Source organism: Enterobacter sp. PGRG2 (assembly GCF_030291195.1).
Lineage (GTDB): Bacteria > Pseudomonadota > Gammaproteobacteria > Enterobacterales > Enterobacteriaceae > Enterobacter_D.
The window spans coordinates 3,168,508-3,192,084 of sequence record NZ_CP127837.1 but is presented as its reverse complement, the minus strand read 5'-3'; the positions used below and the strand labels follow the sequence as shown (position 1 = coordinate 3,192,084).

The following is a 23,577-nucleotide window of genomic DNA, read 5'->3' as shown; positions in this document are numbered from 1 at the left end:
TACCTCGGGATCAGTTGCGTGCAAATATCTGTTCTGCTGGGGAACCAAAACAACGAATACGGGGCGTCAGACCAGAGGCCTGTTGAATGGCAGCGTCCAGTTCCCTCATAAAGTTCTCCATCACGTCCTGGGTTCGTAATGTTGTCAGGCGATAAAAGAGCTGGGCATAGACCGGTTGTCCGCATCCAGGCTTTACGGCAATAAAAATGATATGCACGTTTTGAGGCTCTGCGCGCAGGATGTCACAGCAAAGGGCGCGGCATTTATGCGTAAAATCACCAGCACGTTGCAACACGTCAGCCTGATTTTCAGCAATATAAAAAGTCAGATTGGGCATGATGTTTTAGCCTCCCTTATTCCGGATCCTGCAATTGCATGGTCATAGGTTCATAGAGGTACATGCCTGGGATTTCAGTAAATAACGAGGCAATGCTAACCGGCAGAACATACGCAACGCGATGTTCAGGAGTTTTATCCAGCCCTACCGCATGCATTTCCAGCCCACGATATCCTAACTCTTTATCTAAAACGCCTGATGGCGTTGCGCTCAATAGCAGAATTTCACCGGCAGATACGGCCGGGATAATGCCCTTTCCTTCGTACAGGTTACGGTGCCAGTCAGTAATACAGACCTGCCATCGAGAGAAATTGCCGCCTCCTTTTAAACGGTAATCATCACTGTTGAGAATATCCGCATCTTTAATGGTATGAATGGCAAGGTAAACAGGGCAGCCGGAATTGATAGCACGAAAGCGTTGCGACGTCGTGAAGCCAGTAACAGATATCAACGCGGGTAATTTTTGCTGACTATAAAAGGCATTCCATTCTGCCTCGCTGTCAGGATCGTTATATGAACATTCCACGGTATAGAACATCTGTTTATCTCCATATGAGCCACAGGCGTAAGCAGATTCATTTGCTTAATGATTTTTCATCATGCTACAAGATGGTTCAGCCCCGTAAAATCGATAAAACGTCACGGATTAGTGACATTTAGTCAATGAAGTCAGAATACTGGGCCTGAAAAAGGAAACGATGTTATGCGCAGAAAAATACCCAGTAGTGCGTCCCTGCAGGCTTTTGATGCCGCTGCAAGGCACGGCAGTTTTGCCCGTGCTGCAGAAGAGTTGTCGTTGACGGAAGGGGCGATTAGCCGTCAGATTGCACGTCTTGAAGCGTTACTGAATGGTAAGTTGTTTGACCGTATGGGCAGTCGTGTAAAGCTTAACCCCGTCGGTACGCGCTATGCGCATCACGTACGGGAAACGCTCGATCGGCTCGAACGGGATACGCAGTACATAATGGGAATGCCTGAAGGTAGTCAGAGTCTGGACATTGCCGTCCTGCCCACCTTTTCCTGTCGCTGGCTTATTCCGCGCCTGAACAGTTTCAACGCTGTATCTCCGGATATAACGTTAAATATTGCGGCCAGAACGGATCCGTTTATTTTGCCTGGAAGTGGATTTGACGCGGTTATTCATTTTGAACATTCCGCATGGGCAGGAATGCGTATGCAATTTCTGTTTCAGGAAAATCTGCTGCCGGTATGCCATCCTGCACTGATAACAAAAAATAATGTCAATCAACTGTTAAATGAACTGCCGAGGATCCATCGTCGACAGAATCCTGATGCATGGCATCACTATGCCGTCGAAAGCGGAATACGCCTCGATAATCCGGCTCATGGTGTGCGATATGATCTGCATGAAATGGCCATCGCTGCCGTGATGGCACGACAGGGCGTTGCTTTGCTCCCGCGGATGTATATCGAGAATGAATTGCGTAGCGGCATGCTTGTTTCTCCATGGCCTGCATCAAATAGTCTGAGCAAAAGATTCTGTTTAGTCAAAACAACGGAAACGGGAATAAATGAGGCGGCGCTGGAGCGCTTTGAAAGCTGGCTGTTGGCTGAGATTAATCCACTCACAAGTAGTGCCTGATGCAAGACGATCACCCTATGTCCGCCTCTCGCTCAACGCTGCCACCCTATTTTGCGTGGCAGCGCCGAACCAGAAGCGGAACGTGTTTACCATTTTACAACCAGCCGGACCCGGATTTCATTAAACCTGCGTCAGCCCGCCATCCACACAGATTTCGGCGCCAGCGATATAACTGCTTTCATCACTCGCCAGGAACAATGCCGCGCTGGCCACTTCGTCAGGCCTCGCCATTCTGGATAACGGAATGGCGCTGATTATTCCATTGCGCAGCTCTTCGGAGGCGGCCTGCATCATTTCGGTATCCACCGGGCCCGGGGCGACCACATTGATACGTATCCCCCGGGCGGCGAGCTCATTTGTCCAGGTGCGGGCGAAAGAGCGTAATGCCGCTTTGCTGGCGCCGTAGACGCCATAGCCTTTGGTGCCGATGACATCGGCAATCGAACCTATCAGCACCACACTCGCCCCCTCTTTCAGCAGGGGAAGCGCGGCCTGAAGCGCAAATAATGGGGAACGCACATTCAGACCGAAAATAGTATCAAAGTGCGCCGGGCTGACGTCATCAATGGTCGCGTGTTCCGCCATACCGGCGTTGATGACCAGCACATCTATCCGGCCGGACTCCGCATTTATCAGGTCGGCGATCCGTGTCAGTTCGCTAAGTTCGCTGACATCAGCACGCAGCGGCCTGGCGTCGCCTTCTATGCAAGTAACGGCGATGTCTAACTCCTCACTCCGGCGTGAGGTGAACCAGGTGGTTGCCCCTTCACGGGCAAATCGCTGACTGATGGCAAGACCAATGCCTTTTGCGCCGCCCAGGATCAGGGCCACTTTGTTCTCTAATTGTTGCATCTGCTTACTCCTTTTGAGGTGGAAAACAAATGATATAATTTTTATACTTAATAACAATTACGCACTTTGTTTATACCAGGTATCGCGGAGTATATCGCCATGTGTCAGATTGACGGTCATAACCTGAAAGAAGTTGGAAAAACCCGGCCGGTGCTGGAAAACATCACCAATAAATGGTCGATTTTAATTCTTACCGTGCTGTGCAGTGAGCCTGCACGCTTTAATGAACTTCGCCGCCGGCTGGATGGCATTACTCATAAGGCGTTGTCTGACGCCCTGAAGCGGCTGGAGCGCAACGGGCTGGTGCACCGGAAGGTGCTGCCCACGTCGCCGGTGAGCGTGGAATACAGTCTTACCCCGCTGGCAAAAACGTTACAGGAACCCTTCAGTGCGCTGTACGACTGGGCGCTGAAACACGGGCCGGAAGTGGTACGGGCTCAGCAGGAATATGATGCCCGGCATACGGAAGATATTTGCTGAATTTTTCATATACTAATGGGCGTCTGTCAGCACACAGCTGCATGACAAGCGTGACTCATTTGTTGGCAAAGATAAGGGGAAAGCATGCCTTTTTTAGTTGGTGAGTTATCTGGCGCTCCGGCATGGGTGCCTGCTGTATTGCTCGTCACTGTGTCACTTGCGGTGGGTTTTCTCGCGAGATTTATCCTTTTGCAGTTTATCCGTTTCTGGCAAAACCATGACAGAAAACTCTTCAAGTCGCTTGAGAAACACCTTCGTGGATCGATGTTTCTCTTTATTCCCCTGCTGTTTATTCGTGTAGGGATTAATTATGTCCATATCCAGCCCGAGTCCCTGAACTTCATCAGAACGACAACCAACATATTTATTATCATGTCATTTTGTTCAGTGCTGATTCGACTGATTAATGTTGCGCAGGATATGCTTTTTATACGCTATGACATTAATATTTCGAACAATCTTCGCGCCCGCAAAATTCGCACGCAGATCATGTATGTGAAGAAAGTCGCAATTGTCATACTGGTCACGCTTTGTTTATCCTTGATTTTACTGAGTTTCCCTGGCGTCCGACAATTCGGCACCACTATTCTGGCCGGTGCCGGGGTGGCGGGCATCATCATTGGTTTTGCGCTCCAGAAGTCGCTGGTCAATTTATTTGCCGGTATACAGATAGCCTTTACGCAACCCATAAAAATCGATGACGCCGTGGTGGTGGAAAAAGAGTGGGGCTGGATTGAGGAGATAAACCTGACCTATGTGGTGGTGCGTCTGTGGGATTTGCGCCGGCTGGTATTACCGATCACCTACTTTACCGAAAATCCCTTCCAGAACTGGACGCGTAATAACGCGCAAATTTTAGGCACGGTTTTTCTTTATGTGGATTACTCAATGCCCTTACAGCCGCTGCGCGAACACTTTGAAAAAGTGCTCAGTGAAACCCGACTCTGGGATCAGGAAACCCAGGTGCTTCAGGTCACCGACACCACTGAAAAAACCATGACCATCAGACTGTTGATGACGGCGCAGAATTCACCTATGGCCTTTGATTTACGCTGTTACGTGCGGGAAAAAATGATTGAGTTTATTCAGCAGAATTATCCGCAGAGCCTGCCGCAGGTCAGGGCGACACTGACCCGTTCCGATTTACCAGAGAGTGAATGATGATTTGACAGGGCGGCACCTCCGCCCTGCCTCATTACAGCTTTCAGTCGAAATAAGGTTTTAAAACCCCTTCCGTCCATTCCATAAAAGCTCTGACACGCAGTGACAGATTGCGGCGGTGTGCGACGACAAAAGCGGCGCTGAGAGGCTCAGGACGCAGATCGGGAAGCACCTCCGTCAGGGCACCGCGTTCGATATGCGTGACAAGTGACGAGTATCCTCCCTGAATCAGCCCCAGACCGGCCAGTCCCGCGTCATGATAGGCCGGAACACTGTTTACCCTGACGGCGCCAGGCAGCAGGATCGTTTTATAGCCATTGCCAGACGGATACTCCCACCCTTCTGGTTTCGCGCCAAAGTTCCGCATGTAATGAACCATTCGGTGTTTCTGGCTAAGAAGATCCTCTATCGTCTCCGGGACACCAAAGCGCGCCAGATAGGCCGGGCTTGCTGCATTGATCATGCGCAACTGTCCCAGAGGCCGGGCAATCAGCGTGTCATCCACAACGGGCCCCAGACGGACCACGCAGTCAAATCCCTCCTGTACCAGATCGACCCGGCGATCGGTACTTGAAAGCTCAATTTCCAGTTCAGGGTGAGCGTCAAGTAACTGTGGCAGGGCCGGGATAATAACGCTTTGTGCCAGCACAGCAGGCATATCCACGCGCAACCGACCCCGTAATGGCATTCCGGGATCGGTGAAAATTGACCGCAGTGCGTCCGCCTCAGACAGCAGATCACGGGCGCGGGAATAAAAAGCCCGCCCGTCTTCCGTCAGCTGTACGGTCCGTGTCGTCCGGTGCAGCAGCGAAGCGCCGATTTCATGTTCCAGCTCGCGAACCACCATTGAGACACGCCCTTTCTGGATCCCCAGACTTTCAGCGGCCTGAGTGAAGCTTTTCAGCTCTGCCACGCGCGCAAAAATCATCAACGGCTCAAGGTTCTTCATTGTTCACTCTCAGGGTAACAGTGCGTCATTATTTGGGGTGTTTATGAAGATATTAATACTCAATAGACTCTTTTCACACCGCGTATTTCGCGTAACGCTTTTTTGCCGAGGAACAGAAGAAATGAATAAAGGCTATCTCATCGCTCACGTGACCGTAACCGATCCTGTCGCTTATGCGGAATATGCCCGGGCGGCCGGAGAGGTAATGCAGGGGTTCAGTCCAAAAATTATTGCCTGGTCCGGGCAGTATGAAAACCTTGAGGGAGAGTCGCACGAAAAGCATGTTGTTTTTGAGTTCGACTCTTTTGACGAGGCTAAACGTTTTTATGACAGCCCGGGGTATCAGGCCGCACGCTTACTACGGGCCGGTGCTGCAACCGGCATCTTTGTGCTGGTTGAAGGACAGGAGGGCTAATTCAGGAAATTCACATGCCCGCTTCGCGCGGCTAAGAGTGTCAGGCCTTAACAGCACAGGCTGAATGGAAACCCCCTGCCATTCAGCCTGTGCGTATCGAAAACAAAATCCGTCAGGCCTGAATACTTTCCAGCGTCACCGACGCCCCGCCGCAGACAATAACCAGCACCTTATCCGCAGGGTTAAACTGAACTTTGCGGTCATACAGCAGGGACAATGAAACGCCGCACGCCGGTTCCGTCAGTACGCGATGATCATCCAGCAATTGCCGACAGGCGTTTACCGCTTCTTCATCGGAAACCTGCATGCCGGTGACATTCAGGCGACGCGCCACGGTAAAGGCATTTTCGCACACCTGACTGGCCGCCAGGGTAGTGGCAATACCGCTGACCTTATCAAGACGCACAAGCTTACCGGCATTCAGCGATGCGTTGAGGGAAGCCGTGCCGTGGGTTTCGACGGCATACACCGGGATATGATCCAGTTGATGTTTTTCCAGTCCCTGTGCGATGCCGGACAGCAGACTGCCGCCGCCGACGGACAGGATCACCGCGTCCGGCCGCAATCCATCATTCACCACTTCATCCACAATGGTGCTGATGCCTTCCCACAACAGCGGATTATCAAAGGGATGGATATAAAAAATGTCATCCGTTACCAGCGATAAAGCGTGCTCATTCGCTTCACTCCACACCTTTCCGTGCACAATGAGCCTCGCGCCCTCCAGCTCAATAAGCTCTCTGGCGCGCGCCGACGTGGTTTCCGGGACAACGACCGTTACCGGCAAACCCAGTTTACGACCGCTGTGCGCTACGGCGATCCCGGCATTCCCGCCCGATGAACTGATAAAACCCTTAGCGCCCTTTTGGGCGTAATACTGACAGATATGCCCTGCGCTTCTGAGCTTAAAAGAACCGGTCGGCTGGGAGGATTCCATTTTCAGCCAGACCTCACATCCGCTGTGCTGACTTAACGGCAAAGAATGGATGAGCGGCGTGCGGATACTTATTTCCATGATCTTGATCCTTATGAACATCTTTCCATAACAACTGGATAGCCGTTGCGGGATGGGGTTAAAATTTCATCATCGATGTTAAAAGAACCCGCCCGGGGATACAACGCTCAATTAAAGCAGTTATTACAATTGCATAACTGATGTTTTACGTATACGTACACCGGTGCGGCTTAGGCGTTATCCGGCTTTCACTGAAAGCGCGACATCCTTCACCGCCGTCTCCACCCCGGCGGCATTCTTCTGAATGCTGGCGATCACCTCACCCGCTTCACGCATCAGCGTCACCCCTTCCCGGGTATTCATCAGGTTGTTTTCGATGCCGCTGAGCACCTCTTTGGCCAGTTGATTATTGCTGGCGACGACCCGCTCAATGTCTTCTGTCGCCTGGCTGACGCTCGCTGCAAGCGTTCGCACTTCTGCGGCAACAACGGCAAAACTTCGTCCGGATGCACCTGCCCGCGCCGCTTCAATGGCAGCATTCAGGGCAATCAGCCTTGTTTGCATGGCAAAGCTGCGAATGGTTTCAACCATCCCGTCAATGCTGTCAGACTGATCGTTAAGCCGGGAGACATCGCTGGAAACATCGCCCATTCCCTGCGCAATGCGGTCAATCATAAGGATACTGTTTTCGATGACCCCGGCGCCAGCCTGCGCACTGCCGCGGGTCTGCACCGCCATATCCCATGCATGTACCGCCGCCTCCTGCTCTCGTTGGTTGCGCAGAACATCTGCCGTGACATCAGTGGCGAATTTCACAATTTTATAAAGCTGCCCGTCATGGTTAAAAACAGGGTTGTAGGTTGCCCGCAACCACAGCGGTTCGCCACGACGATTCAGGCGCGGGAACTGACCGGAAAAGAATTCCCCCTGATTTAAACGCTCCCAGAACTGACGGTATTCGTCACTTTTATACAGGCTCTGAGAACAGAACAGACGATGATGCTTACCAATCACTTCATCGCGTTTATAACCGGTGGTGGCGAGGAAATTCTCGTTGGCTTCCAGCACTATCCCTTCGGGGCTAAAGGCGATGATAGCCATAGACCGGCTGATGGCATTGACGACAGCTTCCTGCTCAAGCGCCGCCTGCACGCGCGCGGAAATATCGGCCGCGATTTTGATAACACGAGTCACCTGGCCGCGCCGGTCAGTGACCGGGATATAACTGGCTTCAAGCCATACCGGACGATCCCCCTTTGCCAGACGCAGATATTTACCGCTGAAGCTTTCCCCCCTGGCAAGGCGCTGCCAGAACTGGTCGTACTCCGGTGAGTTGACCAGCGATGGCGGGCAGAATAGCCGGTGATGTTGACCAATAATTTCGTCGGCCCGGTATCCCATCGCGGAGAGGAAAAGCGGGCTGGCTTTATGAATCACCCCTTGCGGACTGAATTCAATGACAGGTTTATTCTGGCAAAGTGCGTGATAAGAAACGGCTGAACGCAGACGGTTCAGGGAAAATAAACGTTTAAGAGCAGGGATACGCATCAGATTTACCAGGTAATGTAAGGAGTAATCGGTTATCGGCAGCCCCGACGGAAGCGTTATGTATTGCTGCGATAGTTGCAGATTATGAGTCATGTCCGCCTCAGCCTGCTTCAGGCCGGAGGCGGTCATTATTTTTGAAATTATGACGTGACGTTGGCGACGGGCGAAACCTTTGAGAATATTTCCAGGTAGTCATGTGAGCCGTAACCGGGGAAAACCAGAAACAGCAACACAGCACTACCATTTTCATAATGCACCGCCATGTCTCCGTTGCGCGTGATAAAAAGCCTGTGGTTCCACCACTGGCAACCCACACTCATATCAGGTGTGCAGTTGCGGCTTTTATGCACCAGCTGGCCGTCTTTTGTCAGATAAAAATAGTTCGTTTCAGGGCTGGAAGGTTTGGGTGCAGACTCATCGAGTAACATAAAGGTTTCTTTGCTTAGCGTTCTGTTTGCTGCATCCAGCGACACGGCTTCCAGTGATTTTGCCGGATAGTTGAAGCGAAGCTGAACGGTGGAAGCGTCTTTATCATTGACCCTGAAAAGTTGCGTTAACTCACCCGCGCCCCAGTAACGCTCGCCGCTGGCCTTAATCGGCGTCGTTTTAAACTGGTAAACATTTTGCTGACGAATATCCTGGCGGTGCGGGTATTCCGCTTTATACAGCGCTTTTTGCGGTGATGAGGTGATGCATCCGGCAAGTAACGATGACAATAAAAGGACGAACAACACGCGCACTGGCGTACTCCTGGCTTCCGCTGTCGCGGCTAAGGTTATGATATTATAACCGTAATACAACAATGCCAGTCGTGCCAGCACGATGCCGACGCTCATGATGGCCCAGGCGCTGTCCAGCGAGGCGGCGCGATGGCGTGATCGAGCGTGACGATCAGCGATAGCGGAAACAGCGCGCCAATCCCCAGACCCAGCAGCAGGGCACGCTTAATGAAACTCAGCAACAGCAACTGCGGCAGCTGCTGAGTCTGTTACTTATTGATGAAACGTAACGCTTTCGACCAGCGGCGCTTTTTCGATGCGGTACTGGTTGGCAGGATGCTCCAGGTCCGGGTAACCCAGTNNNCGCGTAACATCCCGAAACGGCATTACATCAGACATGGTTTACCTCTTTAATTAAAAGTCCTGCATGAGATCGGCAACAATGTCTGCGGCCGGACGAATGGATTTGATGACCGAAATACCCGTACCGGTGGATACTACGCCCTGATCAAAATTACCGAGGCGCATGGCCTGCCACAGGGAGTGGTAGCCGTTCATAGCCTTAAACAGGGTTTCACGATCGGCACCCTGCGCGTCCAGTTCTGCCAGCGTCGGACTCAGATCGGTAGGTAAGGTGCGGTAATACGCAGGTAGCGTGCGGAACAGCAGCAAATCTTCCGCCGTGGAATCGACAATCAGGCGTTTTACTTTGTCCGCCGCGGGGTTTTCCACCGCCGTTAAGAACAGGCTGCCCGCAAATACCCCTTCCGCCCCCAGCGCCAGGGCGGCACGCACACCGCGCACGTCACCGATGCCACCGGCAGCGATAACCGGCACTTTCACGCTGTCGACGATCATCGGCACGATACTGAAGGTGCCAATCACCCGTGACGGCACGGTGCCGCCTTCGTCAAAGCCGGTAGCAATGATGATGTCCGCGCCCAGTTTTTCGGCTTTTTTCGAATTGGCGATCGTCGGCGTCAGGGCGCGGTAGAGAATTTTGATGCCGCGACTTTTAAAAAAGTCGTAGATCTCCGCGTCCAGCACTTCATTGATAAGCACCACTTCGACGCCTTCTTCAGCCAGCATCTCGGCAGTAGGCCGCCAGAAGCCCATATCCGGGCCGTTGATCAGGGTTGCCGCAAAGGGTTTTGTGGTGAGTTTTTTGACTTTACGGATCTCTTCGCGCATCCGATCCAGCGCCACCCAGCGTGAGCCTGGCAGGCTTTCCTGACCGGCGTGCGGCCCCAGCGTACCCAGGCCGCCCGCATTTGACACCGCAGCGACCAGTTCGGCATTGGTCAGGAAATATAACGGGGCCTGAATAAGTGGATAGCGAATATTTAAAATTTGAGTGACACGATTATTCATTTTTACATCCCCTGAAAATGACACAGTCCGAATTTTACCCTTTGCAAAATGGAATGGAATCACCAAAAATAGACAGATAATGCCCAAATATGGAAACAAGAATGGATTACAACGCAGCAAAATTATTCATTACGGTAGTGAATGCCGGGAGCTTTTCAGCGGCCAGCGACAGAATGGGCATGCCCATTTCCACCCTGAGCCGCAAGATCAATGAGCTTGAGGAGGCGCTGAACGTGCAGCTTCTGGAACGCTCGCGCCATGGCGTAAAACCCACTTACAAAGGGCAGCAATTCTATGAACAGGCGCGACCCGGTGTCGAACTGCTGGAAGACGCGCAAAAGGCGGTCACCTCTGCCCATACGTTGCAGGGCAAATTACGCCTGTCCGTGCCGCCTGATTTTTCACTGTGGTGGGATTTACTGATCGCTTTTCAGCAACGCTATCCGGATATCAACGTTTTTTGTCATTCCAGCGAACGGGTCGTGGATTTATTTGAGGATGGCGTGGATGTGGCGCTGCGCATGGGCGAAATAAATACAGACGATGTGATCGCTAAACCTGTTATGTACGTGGAAGCGGTGTTTGTGGCAAGCCCGACATTCCTGGCGCGTCACGGCACGCCACAGACCCTGGCAGAAATGGCCCGCCTGCCGGTGATGGCCTGGGAAAGTCTGAACCATGGTGTTTTTGAATGGGATTCGGGAGCGGAAAAAGTGAAATACGATCCGTTCTTTTCCACCAATAATTCCCGGGGTTTGCTTCATTACGCCCTGGGCGGCATGGGCATCGCCCAGCTGCTGGATTTTTCTGCCCGCCCCTGGCTGGAAAGCGGAGAGCTGATACGGCTTGTACCTGACATCAACAAATATTGTCTGCCGTTACACCTTGTTTATGCCCGTCATAAACACCCTTCCGCTATCGTGCGAGCATATCTGGATTTTTGTGTGGAATGGATAAGCAGGATGAAATAGCAGACATATTAATAATCAGTTTTTTAATAATCAGTTTTTAAAAATATAACCTACAGAGGATGGTCCGCCGACGAGGATTTGAACCCCGGACTCACTGCTAATAAAGCAGTTGCTCTTTCCTGCTGAGTTATCGGCGGTATAATTCAGGCTCAGGCAAGCATTCTAAGACAAGCATCTGCGCACTGGCGGCAGGCTTCTGCGCAATGTTTGCAGTGTTCATGCTCATGTCTTGCGCACTCCTCTGCACAGGCCCGACAAATATCCACACAGAGCCTGCATTGTTGTTTGTGATATTCGCTGTTCATGCCCATAAGTTGGGCCGCAAGCCGACAAACCGCGGAACACTCAATATCTGTTTTAATGCAGTTTCTCATCATGTCGATATCAGGTTCATTAAGGCACGAAGATGCACAGTAATCACAGGCAGCGGCACATTTGTAGCATGCAGCTATACATTCCTGCAGAGTAGTATTCATATCCCGTCTCCTTATTTCTTTATATTGAAACATTAAGTCTGCACATATTACCTGTACATGCATTATTTATTAGCGCCTGTATCCTTCACCCTGAAAATTACTGACATGGGCGAGGCGCCCCCTGATGAATTATAGTGTAATATTACACTCGGTTATTCATCCCGTCATGCTCACTGAAAGCATGTAGTTCCTTAGCGTCATGGCTGCAGAAGAAAGTAATTTCCTGGTTATGGCGTCTGAATACTTCCCGCAGTTGCTGTTGGGTACGATGCCGGGTCTGGTTATCCATCGCCATCATCCACTGATAAAAACGCAGGCCGGGCGTACAGTGGGGGCTTTGCAGATCCATTTCGCCGCGATAGAACCAGGCATCGCCGCCATGCAACAACCATCCCTGCGGCTGGCTGACGGCAATGCCCGCATGCCCCTGCGTGTGGCCCGGCAGCGGAACCAGTAAAATTTCCGGCGGCAGCCCTTTCAGCGCCATCACCGCCTCGAAGCCATACCATTTTTCGCCCTGAGGTTGATACCCGTTCCAGCCAGAGATACCGCCCCATTGCCCTGGACGATAGCGCTCACGGGCCAGCCAGCTGTGCCGCTGCTGCGCCGTATTGATTTCCGTTTGCAGCAGATGGATCTGCGCACCCGGGAAGTCGGTAAGCCCACCCGCATGATCGAAATCAAGATGCGTAAGAATGATGTGCCGGACATCCGCAGCGCTGAATCCCAGCGCTTCAATGCGCAAACGCGCCGTCAGGGTTTCCCGTCGCTGAATATTATTCATCACCCGAAAAAAGCCTGGTAAAGTTTTACCTGGCTGGCGAATGTCATTTTGCCCGAACCCGGTATCGACCAGTACCAGCCCGTCCCGCTCCGTTTCGATAAGCAGACAGTGGCAGACCAGATGGGCGAAGATACCCTTACTAAAACCGTCAAATAACGCGCCGCCTGCCGGACACATGCACCCACAATTAAGATGATGAACTTTCATATTTTTTCCTGTTTAACCCCTTTTCGCTTAGCCCCGATGTAGCGGAGTACAATTGCAGTGAAAATATGCCTGTCAGTACCCTGCTAAACGAAACGGGAAGCCTCACAATTCTGTGAACAAATATAGAATATATAATTTATACGCGGCGCAAAAATTCCTTCTCTTTTTCCAGCCACATCAATGGTTTTGATAGCGAACCGCCGCTTCGTAATAATAAAAAAATACGACCGTCAAACCTCAACGGGCAAAATGGCTCTTTTACCTTACCACCAGCGTGTATAAACCAGATATTCATGCGTCACCTGTAAATTCACTGTAATGTAATTTTGGCCAGACGATAACACCCTGTTTTACAGCTCTTTATGTAACTATAAACCGCATCTGCAATTATCGTCCAGGAAGAATATATCTTTATAGGAATTGTCTTAGTGTGATATTTCTGGCGGACTTCTCGCTTGTTATTTTATGAGGCTGAGCTACATTTAATAGCGTTGTCATGGCGCAGTGTGCTTTTTCCCACTGCAAATTATTTTATCTAAAGAGGAAATATATATGACTGAACATCGTGGCGGTTCTGGTAATTTCGCGGAAGATAAAGAAAAGGCATCAGAAGCAGGTCGCAAAGGCGGCCAGCATAGCGGCGGGAATTTCAAAAACGATCAGCAAAAAGCTTCCGAAGCAGGTAAAAAAGGCGGACAAAACAGCCATGGCGGCGGAAGAAAATCCGAATAGCGTTTCAGACATGATATAATGTAAAAATTAAAAATGTGAAAATGCATTTTTAATGAGTTACATATTATCCTGAAACAGCCAGTAGCGGCGACCCTGATTTAATCATTAGGGTTGCCGTTTTGGCGTATGTATTATTTACTCCTCCCTACTCACCTCGCCTGATCCCTTGAATTTTATATGAAATATCCTCACACAAAGTAAATATAAGGCTTTTATATTTAAAGGGATTTTTCCTAGTCACTGCATCGTTGTACATGGCATATAATTAATCACACAGTAATTGATGCTATATCAGCGAGGATGAGTGATGAGTAACGATAAAAGTAAACAGCCACAAATTGATCATGCTGAAGATAATGCCTTTTTCCCCTCAGAATATTCTCTGGGCGAGTTTACCAGCGCGGTTTCCGATTTAAGTGATGCCGATTATCCCACTCGTCATAAGGGTGGCAAAAAGATCCTGGTGATTGCTGCCGATGAGCGTTATCTAAAGACGGACACGGGCGCTTTGTTTTCTACGGGCAATCATCCAGTTGAAACGCTGGTGCCGCTCTGGCACCTTCACGCCGCCGGGTTCGAATTTGACGTGGCGACGGTTTCAGGCCAGATGGCTAAGTTTGAATACTGGGCGATGCCGCGTCAGGATACGTGCATTATGCCCTTTTTCCGCAAGCATCAGGCGAGATTCCAGTCCCCTGCAAAACTGTCCGATGTGGTTAAAGGACTAAACGGGAGCAGCGACTATGCTGCAGTGTTTATCCCTGGAGGTCATGGCGCGTTGATCGGCCTGCCAGAAAGCGACGCGGTGGCCGATACCCTGCGCTGGGCCATCGGCAACGATCGCTTCGTGATTTCGCTCTGTCATGGCCCGGCGGCCTTCCTGTCGCTGCGCAACGGCGATAATCCGCTGAAAGGCTATTCTATCTGCGCCTTCCCGGATGCCACCGATAAACAGACGCCGGATATGGGCTATATGCCCGGCCATCTGACCTGGTATTTTGGCGAGGAATTAAAAGCGATGGGGATGAATATCATCAATGATGATATTAAGGGCAGCGTAAATAAAGATCGTCATCTGCTGACCGGCGACAGCCCGTTCGCGGCCAATCCACTCGGCCAGCTGGCGGCCAGAGAACTGCTCGCGGTTTACGGCAACTGATCCTGCCGGGTGTTCCGGAGGCGTTCGCCTTCTGGGATGCCCGCAAAAAAAATGGTATGGTAGCCGGGTTAACTGTCTGAGAACTCACAACGAATGGCCGCTGAAACGCAATTAAATCCAACCCAGCCTGTAAACCAGCAAATCTACCGCATTCTGCGCCGGGATATTGTGCATTGTCTTATCGCCCCCGGCACGCCGCTGTCTGAAAAAGACGTCTCGGTGCGTTTTGATGTTTCCCGCCAGCCGGTGCGCGAAGCTTTTATTAAGCTGGCGGAAAACGGTCTTATTCAGATCCGCCCCCAGCGCGGCAGCTATGTGAATAAAATTTCCATGCAGCAGGTGCGCAACGGCTGTTTTGTGCGTCAGGCCATTGAGTGCGCCGTTGCCCGCCGTGCGGCCACGATGATCAACGACAGCCAGAGCTATCAGCTTGAGCAGAATCTGCATCAGCAGCGCATCGCTATAGATCGCAAGCAGCTAAATGATTTCTTCCAGCTGGATGACGAGTTTCATCAGAAACTGGCGCAGATCGCCGACTGCCAGCTGGCATGGGACACTATCGAAAATATTAAAGCGACCATGGATCGGGTGCGCTATATGAGCCTTGATCACGTCTCGCCGCCGGAAAAACTCCTCAGCCAGCATCTGGATATTTTTGCCGCGCTGGAGAAAAAGGATGTGGAGGGCGTGGATCAGGCGATGACGCGTCATTTGCAGGAGATCGGCGAAACCGTACAGTTGATCCGCCAGGAAAACCGCGAGTGGTTTACGGAAGAGTAAAGGGTTGAGGTGGTGCCCGGCGGCGCTTCGCTTGCCGGGCCTACAGAAATGTGGACGTGGTCAGAACGTAGGCCGGGTAAGGCACAGCCGCCACCCGGCATGTGAGCGATAAAATCGTAATAAGTAGGTCGGGTAAGGCATCGCCGCCACCCGGCTTTTTACGTTATGCCGCGTACTGCGCCACCGTGGCTTTCGCCCCCTGGCGTAACAGCAACTGGTATGCGCGATTCACTTCGCTGACAAACGCATGTTCATGGGGCAGTTCGTTGCCGAAAATCGCCTCTATGCCCAGCAGCGCTTTCACCCGTTCTTCCCCTTCTGCACTGCCCTTCACCGCCTGCTGAATGACCGAAAGCAGCGGATCGCAGACTTCAATCGGCTGCCCCTGCTCGTCCACACCGCCGACGTAACGCATCCAGCCCGCCACGCCCAGCGCCAGCAGCCGAAAATCACTGTTATGCACCAGATGCCAGCGTACCGAGTCCAGCATACGCTGCGGCAGTTTCTGGCTGCCGTCCATGGCGATCTGCCAGGTACGGTGACGCAGCGCGGTGTTGCTGTAGCGGGCGATCAGCATGTCGGCATAATGCGCCAGATCCACACCCTGCACCCTCAGCGTCGGGGCCTGCTCCTGTAACATCAGCTTGTGCGCAGCCCGGCGATAATTATCATCTTCCATACACTCGTTGATATGCTGATAACCCGCCAGATAACCCAACCAGGCGAGGAAGGAGTGGCTGCCGTTCAGCATACGCAGTTTCATCTCTTCGAATGGCAGCACATCCGCCACCAGCTCGGCTCCGGCTTTTTCCCATGCCGGACGTCCGGCCACAAAGTTATCTTCCACCACCCACTGACGGAACGGCTCGCAGGCCACGCCAGCCGGATCGCGCACACCTGTGAGCTGCCCGATTTTATCCAGGGTTTCGGCGGTTACCGCCGGAACAATGCGGTCCACCATGGTGGACGGGAAAGTGACGTGAGTGTCGATCCAGTCGGCGAGATTTGCATCCACCGCGCGGGCATAGGCGGTGATCACATTGCGCATCACATGGCCGTTTTCCGGCATGTTGTCGCAGGACATTACGGTGAAGCCATTGAGACCGGCGGCTTTGCGGCGCGCCAGCGCTTCGACAATCACCCCAGGCGCGGACTTCGGCTGCTGCGGGTTTTGCAGATCGGCGACAATAAATGGGTGATCGAGCATCAGTTGCCCGGTCGCCGGGGAGTGGCAGTAGCCTTTTTCGGTGATGGTCAGGGAGACAATCGCCACCTGCGGCTCGCACAGTGCCGCCAGCACGGTTTCCAGGCCATCGACCTGCGCATGCAGCGCGCGTTTCACCACGCCGACGACGCGGGCGGTCCAGGCGTCAGCGGACATTTCCGCCACGGTATAAAGCTTGTCCTGCGCGTTAAGGTCGGCGATCTGCTGCTCGCCGCCAATCAGATTCACCTCGCAGTAGCCCCAGTCGCTGTGGTGTTCTGCGGCCAGAATATCGGTATACACTGCCTGGTGTGCGCGATGGAACGCGCCAAAACCGAGGTGCACAATGCGCGGCACCAGCGCATTACGATCGTAAGCCGGTAATGTGGCTTTCGCGTTTAACAGTCTGTTTTCCATGGATGAGACTCGTCTTATTAAATGAAACACTGGTCCATAAGATGACGGATGCCCGTCAGCGGAATGTTGACCTGAAACAGGATTTGCTGACTACACCAACTAGAATGGTAACTAAATGTATCAAAATGCAGGCGCATTATTCATTCAGCGCCTGCATGGTTATGCGATGCTTAGTCAGACCGGACGACGTACACCCGCCACGCTCTGCTGCGCCCTTTTCTCTGCGGCATCTTCACGAATGCTCAGGTCACGGTCGCGCACTTCCGGCATCAGGATGGCGGAGACCAGACCAATCACCGAGTAGACCATCATCATCGCGACGATGGGCCACCAGGAACCTGTCATGTTACAGAAGATCCCCGCCAGCACCGGGCCGAAGCCTACCGCCACCAGACCGCCAGCCTCTTTGGAGATCGCCATCCGGGTAAAGCGGTTACGCGAGCCGAACATCTCGGCCATAGTGATGTTTTCCAGGGCGAACAGACCGAGCACCGCGAAATTATGGATGACGATAATCGACGCCATGATCACGCCCGGTGTATAGCTGTTATCCACGATGATTGAAATCATCGGGTACGCCAGCACAATAGCCGAGATATTCAGCAGGATATACGGCAGGCGGCGGCCAATCTTGTCCGACAGCCAGCCCAGCAGCGGGATGGTGAGAAAGCCCAGAATCGAGCTGATCATCAGCGCGTCCGTCGGGATGCTCTTATTAAACAGCAGGGTCTGCACCAGATAACCGGCAAGGAAGGTCTGGATCAGCCCGGAGTTACCTGCCTGACCAAAACGCAGGCCGGTCGCAAGCCAGAAGGTTTTACTGCTGAACATCGCCCCGAGGGTGGTTTCAGATGCCTGCACTTTCGCAGGAATACTTTCCCCTTCGTTAACCTGCTCAAACACCGGACTTTCTTTCAAATTCATGCGCAGCCAGATGGCGAAAATCATCACCACCACGCTGGCGAGGAACGGGATACGCCAGCCCCAGGCAACCAGTTCTTCCCGATCCAGCACGAAGAACATAAAGGCCCAGATGGCGGTGGCGCTCAGCGTGCCGCAGTTGGTGCCCATCGCCACCAGCGAGGAGATGATCCCGCGTTTGCCCTTCGGCGCATACTCCGCCAGCATGGTACCCGCGCCGGAGATCTCCGCCCCCGCGCCCAGCCCCTGAATGATACGCAGCGTCACCAGTAGCACCGGCGCGAAAATGCCAATCTGCGCGTAGGTCGGCAGCACGCCGATGAGCGTGGTGCAGATCCCCATCATGGTGATAGTGATGAAGAGCACTTTCTTACGCCCGATACGGTCGCCCATTTTGCCGAAGAAAAAGGCGCCGACAATACGCGCGACGTAGCCTGCGCCATAGGTTCCCATCGCCAGGATCAGCGCCATCGCCGCCGACTGCTCAGGGAAGAATATTTCATGAAACACCAGCGCCGCCCCGAGGGAGTAAAGCTGAAAATCCATAAACTCAAGCGCGGTACCCAGCCAGCCAGAAACGGCGGCTTTCACCAGGTCGGACGTCGTTCTTTCATTGTTTACTTGGGTCATATTGGCTATCTCTGAAAAAGTAAGATGCGTACCACTCTCTCGCATTTATTGTTGTTATCGCGGGAACGTCAGTAAGACTTTGCAGCACTGCCGCTGGTCTTTCTCGAATACTTCAATGGCGTCGGTAACCTGCTGATAGTCAAAGGTATGAGTGACCAGCTTGTCAGGATCGATAAGCCCCCTGCTTATCCAGTCGATTACCACCGGGAATTTGTGCGCGTTCAGGCGCGATGAAAAAATCGACAGTTCTTTGCCGGTAATGCCCTGCTGTACAATCTGCGAAGGTTCACTGGAAAAACCCATAATCACGATGCGCGCCGCGGGGGAGGCAAGACCGATGGCTTCCTGCAATATTGACGGATGACAGGCGGCATCGATAATGATGGTCGGCTTAATGCCCTGCGCATCCAGCGCGTCCTGCAATGACGCGTTGCCGTTGTTGATCACCAGATCCGCGCCGCTGCGCTTCGCCATCTCCAGCCGTTCTTCAATGCGATCGGTAACGATAACCTGCTTCACCCTGTAGACGCCTTTCAGCGCCTGTACGGTGGTCAGCCCCATCGGGCCTGCGCCGTAAATCAGGGCGATGTCGTTCTCGCCGGGATTAATCTGGCCGGTAACGTTCGCCGCAATGGTGAACGGCTCAACCATCACCGCCTGTTTATCGGGGATAGTATCCGGGATCGGCCAGGCGTTTTTCGCTGGGACCGCCGCATATTCACTGAAACCACCGTCACGATGCACGCCCAGCACCACCAGCGAGGTACAGACATTAGGCTTGCCGACCGAGCACGGATAGCAGTGCCCGCAGCTGATCACCGGGTCGACCGACACGCGCTCGCCCAGCCGTCCGGCGTCAACGCCCTCGCCCACGGCATCGATGACGCCGAAGAATTCATGGCCAATCACCCGCGGGTATTTCGCAAAGGGGTTATGACCACGGTAAATATGGCTGTCGGAGCCGCAAATACCGGCCAGTTTTATTTTGACGCGCACTTCACCCGCTGCGGGTTCTGGTAACGGGCGTTCGTCAATCAGCAGCTTATTGGGTGTTTCAATCACGATACTTTTCATGGTCATTACTCTCTGAATAATTCGTCAGCAAATGCGCTATAAATGACTTGCCGGAATATTAATGTTGCTGCCATTCGTGGTATTCAGCGTCTCGCCGGGAAGGTGCTGTCTCTGGCATTAACAAAAGGCCAATAATGGACACAATACCAAGCACAATGACGTAGGCTGCCAGGCCGTAATAATGCCCACCAGTAACCTGTAATATTTTCACTGCCACCAGACCTAATACACCGCTACCGATTAATGAACCTATTTGCCAGATTAACGCGATGCCGCTACAACGAATATGTGTCGGGAATAACTCCGGGAAATAAGAGGCTTGTGGCGCATAACACATACTGTGACCGACGCTGAGTACAATGATCATCACTAACTGCGTGAGCCAGAAACTGTCCTGATTAATAGCCAGAAAGAACGGCACAATCATAATGACCTGGAGTAATGCACCAGTAATATAAACCGGCTTGCGTCCTATTTTGTCGCACAGCGCGCCCATCAGTGGAATGGCGATCACTTCCAGAATAACGGCGACAATCATCGTTTCCATCAGGATATTGGCGTCGAGATTATTCGCCTTGCCATAGGCCAGCACGATAACGGTAAACATGGCAAAGGTGCAGGCTTCGATCAATTTGGCGCAGACGCCTTTTGTCACAATGCCGGGGTAATCGCGGATCACCTCAACCAACGGACGTGACTCCTCGGCCTTCGTTTGGCGGATTTGGGCAAATACCGGCGACTCATCAATACGGAGTCGAATAAAAAGTCCCACGATCACCAACAGTAAGCTAAGCAGGAATGGAATACGCCAGCCGTAATCCATCATGGCTTCTGCAGTGAGCGTGGCGTTCAGGATAGCAAATAATGCCAGCGGCAATAAAAAACCGACCGGCGCGCCGATCTGCACCCAACTGGCGAAGAATCCGCGCCGCTCTGGAGCAGAATATTCTGCCGTCATCAGTACCGCCCCGGCCTGTTCACCTCCGACGCCAAAGCCCTGAAGGATACGGATTAAAATTAACAGCACAGGTGCCCAGATACCGATTTTCTCGTAGGTCGGCAGCAGCCCAATACAGAATGTCCCTAACCCCACAATAAGGATGGTGATGACAAGCGCCTTTTTGCGTCCAACTTTATCGCCAATATGACCAAATACAATGCCGCCCAATGGACGCGCCAGAAATCCCACAGCATAGGTAGCAAAAGCCGCCAGGGTACTGATTAAGGGATCATCGCTTGGAAAAAATAAGTGTCCAAAAAAGAGCACCGCCGCCGTGCCGTAGGCAAAGAAATCATAATATTCTGCTGCGGTGCCAATGGCAGACGCAGACGCAACACGCCGAATTAATGGGGTATTATCACCATCGCTTTTTATATCGACTGAACTGACCATCACATAATTACCTTTCGTGTAGGGTGGATATTATGGCCTTCCCTGGCTGACGATTATCTGTTTATTACCAGTTCCAGAGCGTGCCATCTTCCAGTCGCGCGACCGGTAAATAAGCGGGATCATAGGGATATTTCGCCGCCAGTTTTTCATCAAATTCAATGCCAAGGCCCGGTTTATCTCCCGGATGCATATAGCCGTTATCAAATGTCCAGTTATGCGGGAAGACTTCCAGCATTTGCTCCGAATACCCCATATATTCCTGCACGCCAAAGTTCGGTACCCACAAATCGAAATGCAGCGCGGCAGCGTGGCAAATGGGCGACAGATCCGACGGACCGTGGGAGCCGGTGCGCACCTGATATAAAGAGGCAAAATCAGCGATACGACGCATACCGGTAATGCCGCCCGCATGGGTAATGGTGGTGCGGATATAGTCGATCAGCTGCTCTTCAATCAGCTGTTTGCAGTCCCAGATGCTGTTAAAGACTTCTCCAACGGCAATGGGCGTCACGGTATGCTGGCGGATCAGGCGGAAGCACTCCTGATTTTCTGCCGGGGTCGGATCTTCCATCCAGAACAGACGGTAATCTTCGATGCTCTTGCCAAAGCGCGCCGCTTCGATGGGCGTCAGACGGTGGTGCATGTCGTGCAGCAGATGCTCGTTAAAGCCGAATTTTTCGCGCACGGCGGCAAACAGCGACGGCGTGAAATCAAGGTATTTTTCTGTCGACCAGAGCTGCTCTTCCGGCCATTGCCCTTTGGTGGCCGGTTCGTAGGCCAGACCTTTGCCCTTCGACATGCCATAGGTGGTTTTCATCCCCGGCACGCCGCACTGTACGCGTATCGCCTTGAAGCCCATCTCCTTATGACGGGCATAATCTTCCAGCACATCGTCAACGGAATGGCCGGTGGTATGACAGTAAACCATCACCCCGTCGCGGGATGCGCCACCCAGCAGTTGATACAGCGGCATACCGGCGGCTTTGGCTTTAATGTCCCATAGCGCTGTATCGACGGCTGAAATCGCCGACATGGTGACCGGGCCACGGCGCCAGTACGCACCTTTATAGAAGAACTGCCAGATGTCTTCGATACGGTGCGCGTCTCGTCCCACCAGCTGCGGACAGACATGATCTTTCAGATAAGAGGCCACAGAAAGCTCGCGCCCGTTAAGCGTCGCATCCCCCAGCCCGGTAATGCCGTCATCGGTGGTGATTTTCAGCGTGACAAAATTTCGCCCTGGACAGGTAACAAATACTTCAGCACTAACAATCTTCATGAGAATTCCTGCTTCTTTTGTTGTGATGCATGAAATCTAACCATCCGCACTACTACCATACAAGTATGAAGATCTGTTTTTTCGCGCTGGCTCACAAAATGACGCCTCTGTCGGTAGAATGAAGATCCCCATGAGTGAACAGGAATGCCGCGATGCGCCATGCTGATGAACTGCGTCGCCTGCTATTGCAGGATGCGCTACGTATGGAAGCCCTGAAAACTGTGGCGTCGCTGGGCCTGGAGAATGGCTGGATCGGCGCCGGGCTGGTGCGTGATGCGGTGTGGGATCGCCTGCACCAGCGACCGGCGCGGCCGCCATGCGGTGATGTGGATGTGGTGTGGTTTGATGCCCGCCAAACCGGTGAAGAGATTGATAATCTTCTGGAACAGCGCCTGAGAAAGATGCGCCCGGACTTTGACTGGTCGGTAAAAAATCAGGCGCGGATGCATGAACGTAATCACGACCGGCCTTATCACAGCGTGGAAGATGCCCTGCGCTACTGGCCGGAAACCGCCACCGCCGTGGCAGTGCGGCTTTGCGGATCCGATCAAATTGATATTATCGCGCCCTTTGGCCTGGACGATCTGTTCGCCCTGCGGCTGCGCCCCACGCCGCGTTTTCAGCAGGAGAAACGCGCCATCTTTGATGAACGGATCAGGCGCAAACGCTGGCTGGAACGCTATCCGCAGCTCGTTCTGAGCGTGGATTAACCGGCGCGGCCCCATCCGGCGACGATAATCAACATCCCGCACAGCGCCACCGCCGCCCCCAGCCAGTCATAGAGGCTGAGCTTTACGCCATCCACCAGCCGCAGCCAGATCAGCGCGGTGAATACATACACCCCGCCATAGGCCGCATAAACCCGCCCGCTGGCCGCCGGATGGAGCGTCAGCAGCCAGACAAACAGGCACAGCGATACCGCCGCGGGCAGCAGTAACAATGCGCTTCCCCCGCGTTTCAGCCACAGCCAGGGCAGAAAACAGCCAATAATTTCACAGAGCGCGGTGATAAAAAATAGCAGTGAGGTCCGGATCATAGGGCATAGTCAGTCTGTTTACGTTCAGTACCGCATCATAACGGGAGTTGCGGGCGGAACGCCAGGCGCAGCCTGGGTGATTGCGTATTTTGATAAAGTTGTTATGATCCGATCATAAGTACAG

27 protein-coding genes and 1 tRNA gene are annotated in these 23,577 nt (G+C 52.7%); 9 read left to right on the top strand and 19 right to left on the bottom strand.

Annotated elements, in window-relative coordinates; translation table 11 throughout:
* Nucleotides 1-10: 10 nt before the first annotated feature.
* Both QRD42_RS14290 and QRD42_RS14285 read right to left on the bottom strand, forming a co-directional pair.
* Nucleotides 11-337 (bottom strand): hypothetical protein, encoded by a 327-nt coding sequence (locus QRD42_RS14290; RefSeq protein WP_321987431.1) that lies wholly within the window; start codon nucleotides 335-337, stop codon nucleotides 11-13.
* A 16-nt stretch (nucleotides 338-353) separates the two neighbouring features.
* On the bottom strand, nucleotides 354-875 hold the full coding sequence (locus QRD42_RS14285) for a sugar ABC transporter (protein WP_318372860.1): 522 nt from the start codon (nucleotides 873-875) through the stop codon (nucleotides 354-356).
* A gap of 165 nt (nucleotides 876-1,040) precedes the next feature.
* On the opposite strand from QRD42_RS14285, the gene QRD42_RS14280 reads away from it, so the two are divergent.
* Nucleotides 1,041-1,940 carry a LysR substrate-binding domain-containing protein gene (locus tag QRD42_RS14280; RefSeq protein ID WP_072568405.1) on the top strand — a complete coding sequence of 300 codons (900 nt, stop codon included), beginning with the start codon at nucleotides 1,041-1,043 and terminating at the stop codon, nucleotides 1,938-1,940.
* A 120-nt stretch (nucleotides 1,941-2,060) separates the two neighbouring features.
* On the opposite strand, the gene QRD42_RS14275 is transcribed toward QRD42_RS14280, so the two are convergent.
* Nucleotides 2,061-2,792, bottom strand: coding sequence for an SDR family NAD(P)-dependent oxidoreductase (locus QRD42_RS14275; protein WP_321987430.1), 732 nt, complete (start codon nucleotides 2,790-2,792; stop codon nucleotides 2,061-2,063).
* Nucleotides 2,793-2,891: 99 nt separating this feature from the next.
* On the opposite strand from QRD42_RS14275, the gene QRD42_RS14270 reads away from it, so the two are divergent.
* Together QRD42_RS14270 and QRD42_RS14265 are read left to right on the top strand one after the other, a co-directional pair.
* The gene (locus tag QRD42_RS14270; protein WP_321987429.1) at nucleotides 2,892-3,272 is read left to right on the top strand and encodes a winged helix-turn-helix transcriptional regulator; all 381 of its coding nucleotides are present in this window, start codon (nucleotides 2,892-2,894) and stop codon (nucleotides 3,270-3,272) included.
* Between the two features lie 84 nt (nucleotides 3,273-3,356).
* Nucleotides 3,357-4,433 (top strand): mechanosensitive ion channel family protein, encoded by a 1,077-nt coding sequence (locus tag QRD42_RS14265; RefSeq protein WP_321987428.1) that lies wholly within the window; start codon nucleotides 3,357-3,359, stop codon nucleotides 4,431-4,433.
* Between the two features lie 43 nt (nucleotides 4,434-4,476).
* On the opposite strand, the gene QRD42_RS14260 is transcribed toward QRD42_RS14265, so the two are convergent.
* Nucleotides 4,477-5,382, bottom strand: a complete 906-nt coding sequence (locus tag QRD42_RS14260) for a LysR family transcriptional regulator (RefSeq protein ID WP_321987427.1) — start codon at nucleotides 5,380-5,382, stop codon at nucleotides 4,477-4,479.
* Between the two features lie 121 nt (nucleotides 5,383-5,503).
* On the opposite strand from QRD42_RS14260, the gene QRD42_RS14255 reads away from it, so the two are divergent.
* Nucleotides 5,504-5,797 carry a DUF1330 domain-containing protein gene (locus QRD42_RS14255; protein ID WP_321987426.1) on the top strand — a complete coding sequence of 98 codons (294 nt, stop codon included), beginning with the start codon at nucleotides 5,504-5,506 and terminating at the stop codon, nucleotides 5,795-5,797.
* A 112-nt stretch (nucleotides 5,798-5,909) separates the two neighbouring features.
* On the opposite strand, the gene QRD42_RS14250 is transcribed toward QRD42_RS14255, so the two are convergent.
* The 5 genes from QRD42_RS14250 to QRD42_RS14230 all read right to left on the bottom strand — a co-directional run bounded on the left by QRD42_RS14250 (nucleotide 5,910) and on the right by QRD42_RS14230 (nucleotide 10,414).
* Nucleotides 5,910-6,812 (bottom strand): pyridoxal-phosphate dependent enzyme, encoded by a 903-nt coding sequence (locus QRD42_RS14250; protein WP_321987425.1) that lies wholly within the window; start codon nucleotides 6,810-6,812, stop codon nucleotides 5,910-5,912.
* Nucleotides 6,813-6,989: 177 nt separating this feature from the next.
* Nucleotides 6,990-8,300, bottom strand: coding sequence for a PAS domain-containing methyl-accepting chemotaxis protein (locus tag QRD42_RS14245; protein WP_321987424.1), 1,311 nt, complete (start codon nucleotides 8,298-8,300; stop codon nucleotides 6,990-6,992).
* A 140-nt stretch (nucleotides 8,301-8,440) separates the two neighbouring features.
* Nucleotides 8,441-9,136 carry a hypothetical protein gene (locus QRD42_RS14240; protein ID WP_321988767.1) on the bottom strand — a complete coding sequence of 232 codons (696 nt, stop codon included), beginning with the start codon at nucleotides 9,134-9,136 and terminating at the stop codon, nucleotides 8,441-8,443.
* The gene (locus QRD42_RS14235; protein ID WP_415877745.1) at nucleotides 9,133-9,261 is read right to left on the bottom strand and encodes a hypothetical protein; all 129 of its coding nucleotides are present in this window, start codon (nucleotides 9,259-9,261) and stop codon (nucleotides 9,133-9,135) included. The genes QRD42_RS14240 and QRD42_RS14235 overlap by 4 nt, the downstream gene beginning before the upstream one ends.
* A gap of 172 nt (nucleotides 9,262-9,433) precedes the next feature.
* Nucleotides 9,434-10,414, bottom strand: a complete 981-nt coding sequence (locus tag QRD42_RS14230; protein WP_318363025.1) for an NAD(P)H-dependent flavin oxidoreductase — start codon at nucleotides 10,412-10,414, stop codon at nucleotides 9,434-9,436.
* 77 nt (nucleotides 10,415-10,491) lie between these two features.
* Here QRD42_RS14230 and QRD42_RS14225 point away from each other — a divergent pair, with 77 nt between their 5' ends.
* Nucleotides 10,492-11,361, top strand: coding sequence for a LysR family transcriptional regulator (locus tag QRD42_RS14225; protein ID WP_072568395.1), 870 nt, complete (start codon nucleotides 10,492-10,494; stop codon nucleotides 11,359-11,361).
* A gap of 60 nt (nucleotides 11,362-11,421) precedes the next feature.
* Here QRD42_RS14225 and QRD42_RS14220 read toward each other — a convergent pair.
* From QRD42_RS14220 to QRD42_RS14205, 4 genes are all read right to left on the bottom strand, one after another.
* Nucleotides 11,422-11,498, bottom strand: a tRNA-Ile gene (locus QRD42_RS14220).
* Nucleotides 11,499-11,510: 12 nt separating this feature from the next.
* Nucleotides 11,511-11,837 carry a four-helix bundle copper-binding protein gene (locus QRD42_RS14215; protein WP_321987423.1) on the bottom strand — a complete coding sequence of 109 codons (327 nt, stop codon included), beginning with the start codon at nucleotides 11,835-11,837 and terminating at the stop codon, nucleotides 11,511-11,513.
* A gap of 142 nt (nucleotides 11,838-11,979) precedes the next feature.
* Nucleotides 11,980-12,828: an MBL fold metallo-hydrolase gene (locus QRD42_RS14210; RefSeq protein WP_318363028.1), complete on the bottom strand. Its 849-nt coding sequence runs from the start codon at nucleotides 12,826-12,828 to the stop codon at nucleotides 11,980-11,982.
* 136 nt (nucleotides 12,829-12,964) lie between these two features.
* Nucleotides 12,965-13,123 carry a hypothetical protein gene (locus QRD42_RS14205; RefSeq protein WP_321987422.1) on the bottom strand — a complete coding sequence of 53 codons (159 nt, stop codon included), beginning with the start codon at nucleotides 13,121-13,123 and terminating at the stop codon, nucleotides 12,965-12,967.
* Between the two features lie 257 nt (nucleotides 13,124-13,380).
* Between QRD42_RS14205 and QRD42_RS14200 the strand changes: the two genes are divergently transcribed.
* From QRD42_RS14200 to QRD42_RS14190, 3 genes are all read left to right on the top strand, one after another.
* Nucleotides 13,381-13,560 (top strand): general stress protein, encoded by a 180-nt coding sequence (locus QRD42_RS14200; protein WP_072568392.1) that lies wholly within the window; start codon nucleotides 13,381-13,383, stop codon nucleotides 13,558-13,560.
* Nucleotides 13,561-13,867: 307 nt separating this feature from the next.
* Nucleotides 13,868-14,719, top strand: coding sequence for a glyoxalase III HchA (gene hchA, locus QRD42_RS14195; RefSeq protein WP_321987421.1), 852 nt, complete (start codon nucleotides 13,868-13,870; stop codon nucleotides 14,717-14,719).
* 93 nt (nucleotides 14,720-14,812) lie between these two features.
* Nucleotides 14,813-15,499 (top strand): GntR family transcriptional regulator, encoded by a 687-nt coding sequence (locus QRD42_RS14190; protein ID WP_318363031.1) that lies wholly within the window; start codon nucleotides 14,813-14,815, stop codon nucleotides 15,497-15,499.
* A gap of 163 nt (nucleotides 15,500-15,662) precedes the next feature.
* On the opposite strand, the gene QRD42_RS14185 is transcribed toward QRD42_RS14190, so the two are convergent.
* The 5 genes from QRD42_RS14185 to rspA form a co-directional block, all read right to left on the bottom strand.
* Nucleotides 15,663-17,120, bottom strand: coding sequence for a mannitol dehydrogenase family protein (locus QRD42_RS14185; RefSeq protein ID WP_321987420.1), 1,458 nt, complete (start codon nucleotides 17,118-17,120; stop codon nucleotides 15,663-15,665).
* Nucleotides 17,121-17,294: 174 nt separating this feature from the next.
* Nucleotides 17,295-18,671, bottom strand: a complete 1,377-nt coding sequence (locus tag QRD42_RS14180) for an MFS transporter (protein ID WP_072568388.1) — start codon at nucleotides 18,669-18,671, stop codon at nucleotides 17,295-17,297.
* Between the two features lie 54 nt (nucleotides 18,672-18,725).
* Nucleotides 18,726-19,745 carry a Zn-dependent oxidoreductase gene (locus QRD42_RS14175; protein ID WP_321987419.1) on the bottom strand — a complete coding sequence of 340 codons (1,020 nt, stop codon included), beginning with the start codon at nucleotides 19,743-19,745 and terminating at the stop codon, nucleotides 18,726-18,728.
* Nucleotides 19,746-19,803: 58 nt separating this feature from the next.
* On the bottom strand, nucleotides 19,804-21,138 hold the full coding sequence (locus QRD42_RS14170; RefSeq protein WP_072568387.1) for an MFS transporter: 1,335 nt from the start codon (nucleotides 21,136-21,138) through the stop codon (nucleotides 19,804-19,806).
* Between the two features lie 64 nt (nucleotides 21,139-21,202).
* Entirely contained in the window at nucleotides 21,203-22,417 is a 1,215-nt protein-coding gene (rspA, locus tag QRD42_RS14165) for a starvation-sensing protein RspA (RefSeq protein WP_321987418.1), read from the bottom strand.
* A 152-nt stretch (nucleotides 22,418-22,569) separates the two neighbouring features.
* On the opposite strand from rspA, the gene QRD42_RS14160 reads away from it, so the two are divergent.
* Nucleotides 22,570-23,127 (top strand): nucleotidyltransferase family protein, encoded by a 558-nt coding sequence (locus tag QRD42_RS14160; RefSeq protein ID WP_072568385.1) that lies wholly within the window; start codon nucleotides 22,570-22,572, stop codon nucleotides 23,125-23,127.
* On the opposite strand, the gene QRD42_RS14155 is transcribed toward QRD42_RS14160, so the two are convergent.
* Nucleotides 23,124-23,453, bottom strand: coding sequence for a YnfA family protein (locus QRD42_RS14155; RefSeq protein ID WP_072568384.1), 330 nt, complete (start codon nucleotides 23,451-23,453; stop codon nucleotides 23,124-23,126). The two genes, QRD42_RS14160 and QRD42_RS14155, sit on opposite strands and share 4 nt — an antisense overlap.
* Between the last annotated feature and the right edge of the window lie 124 nt (nucleotides 23,454-23,577).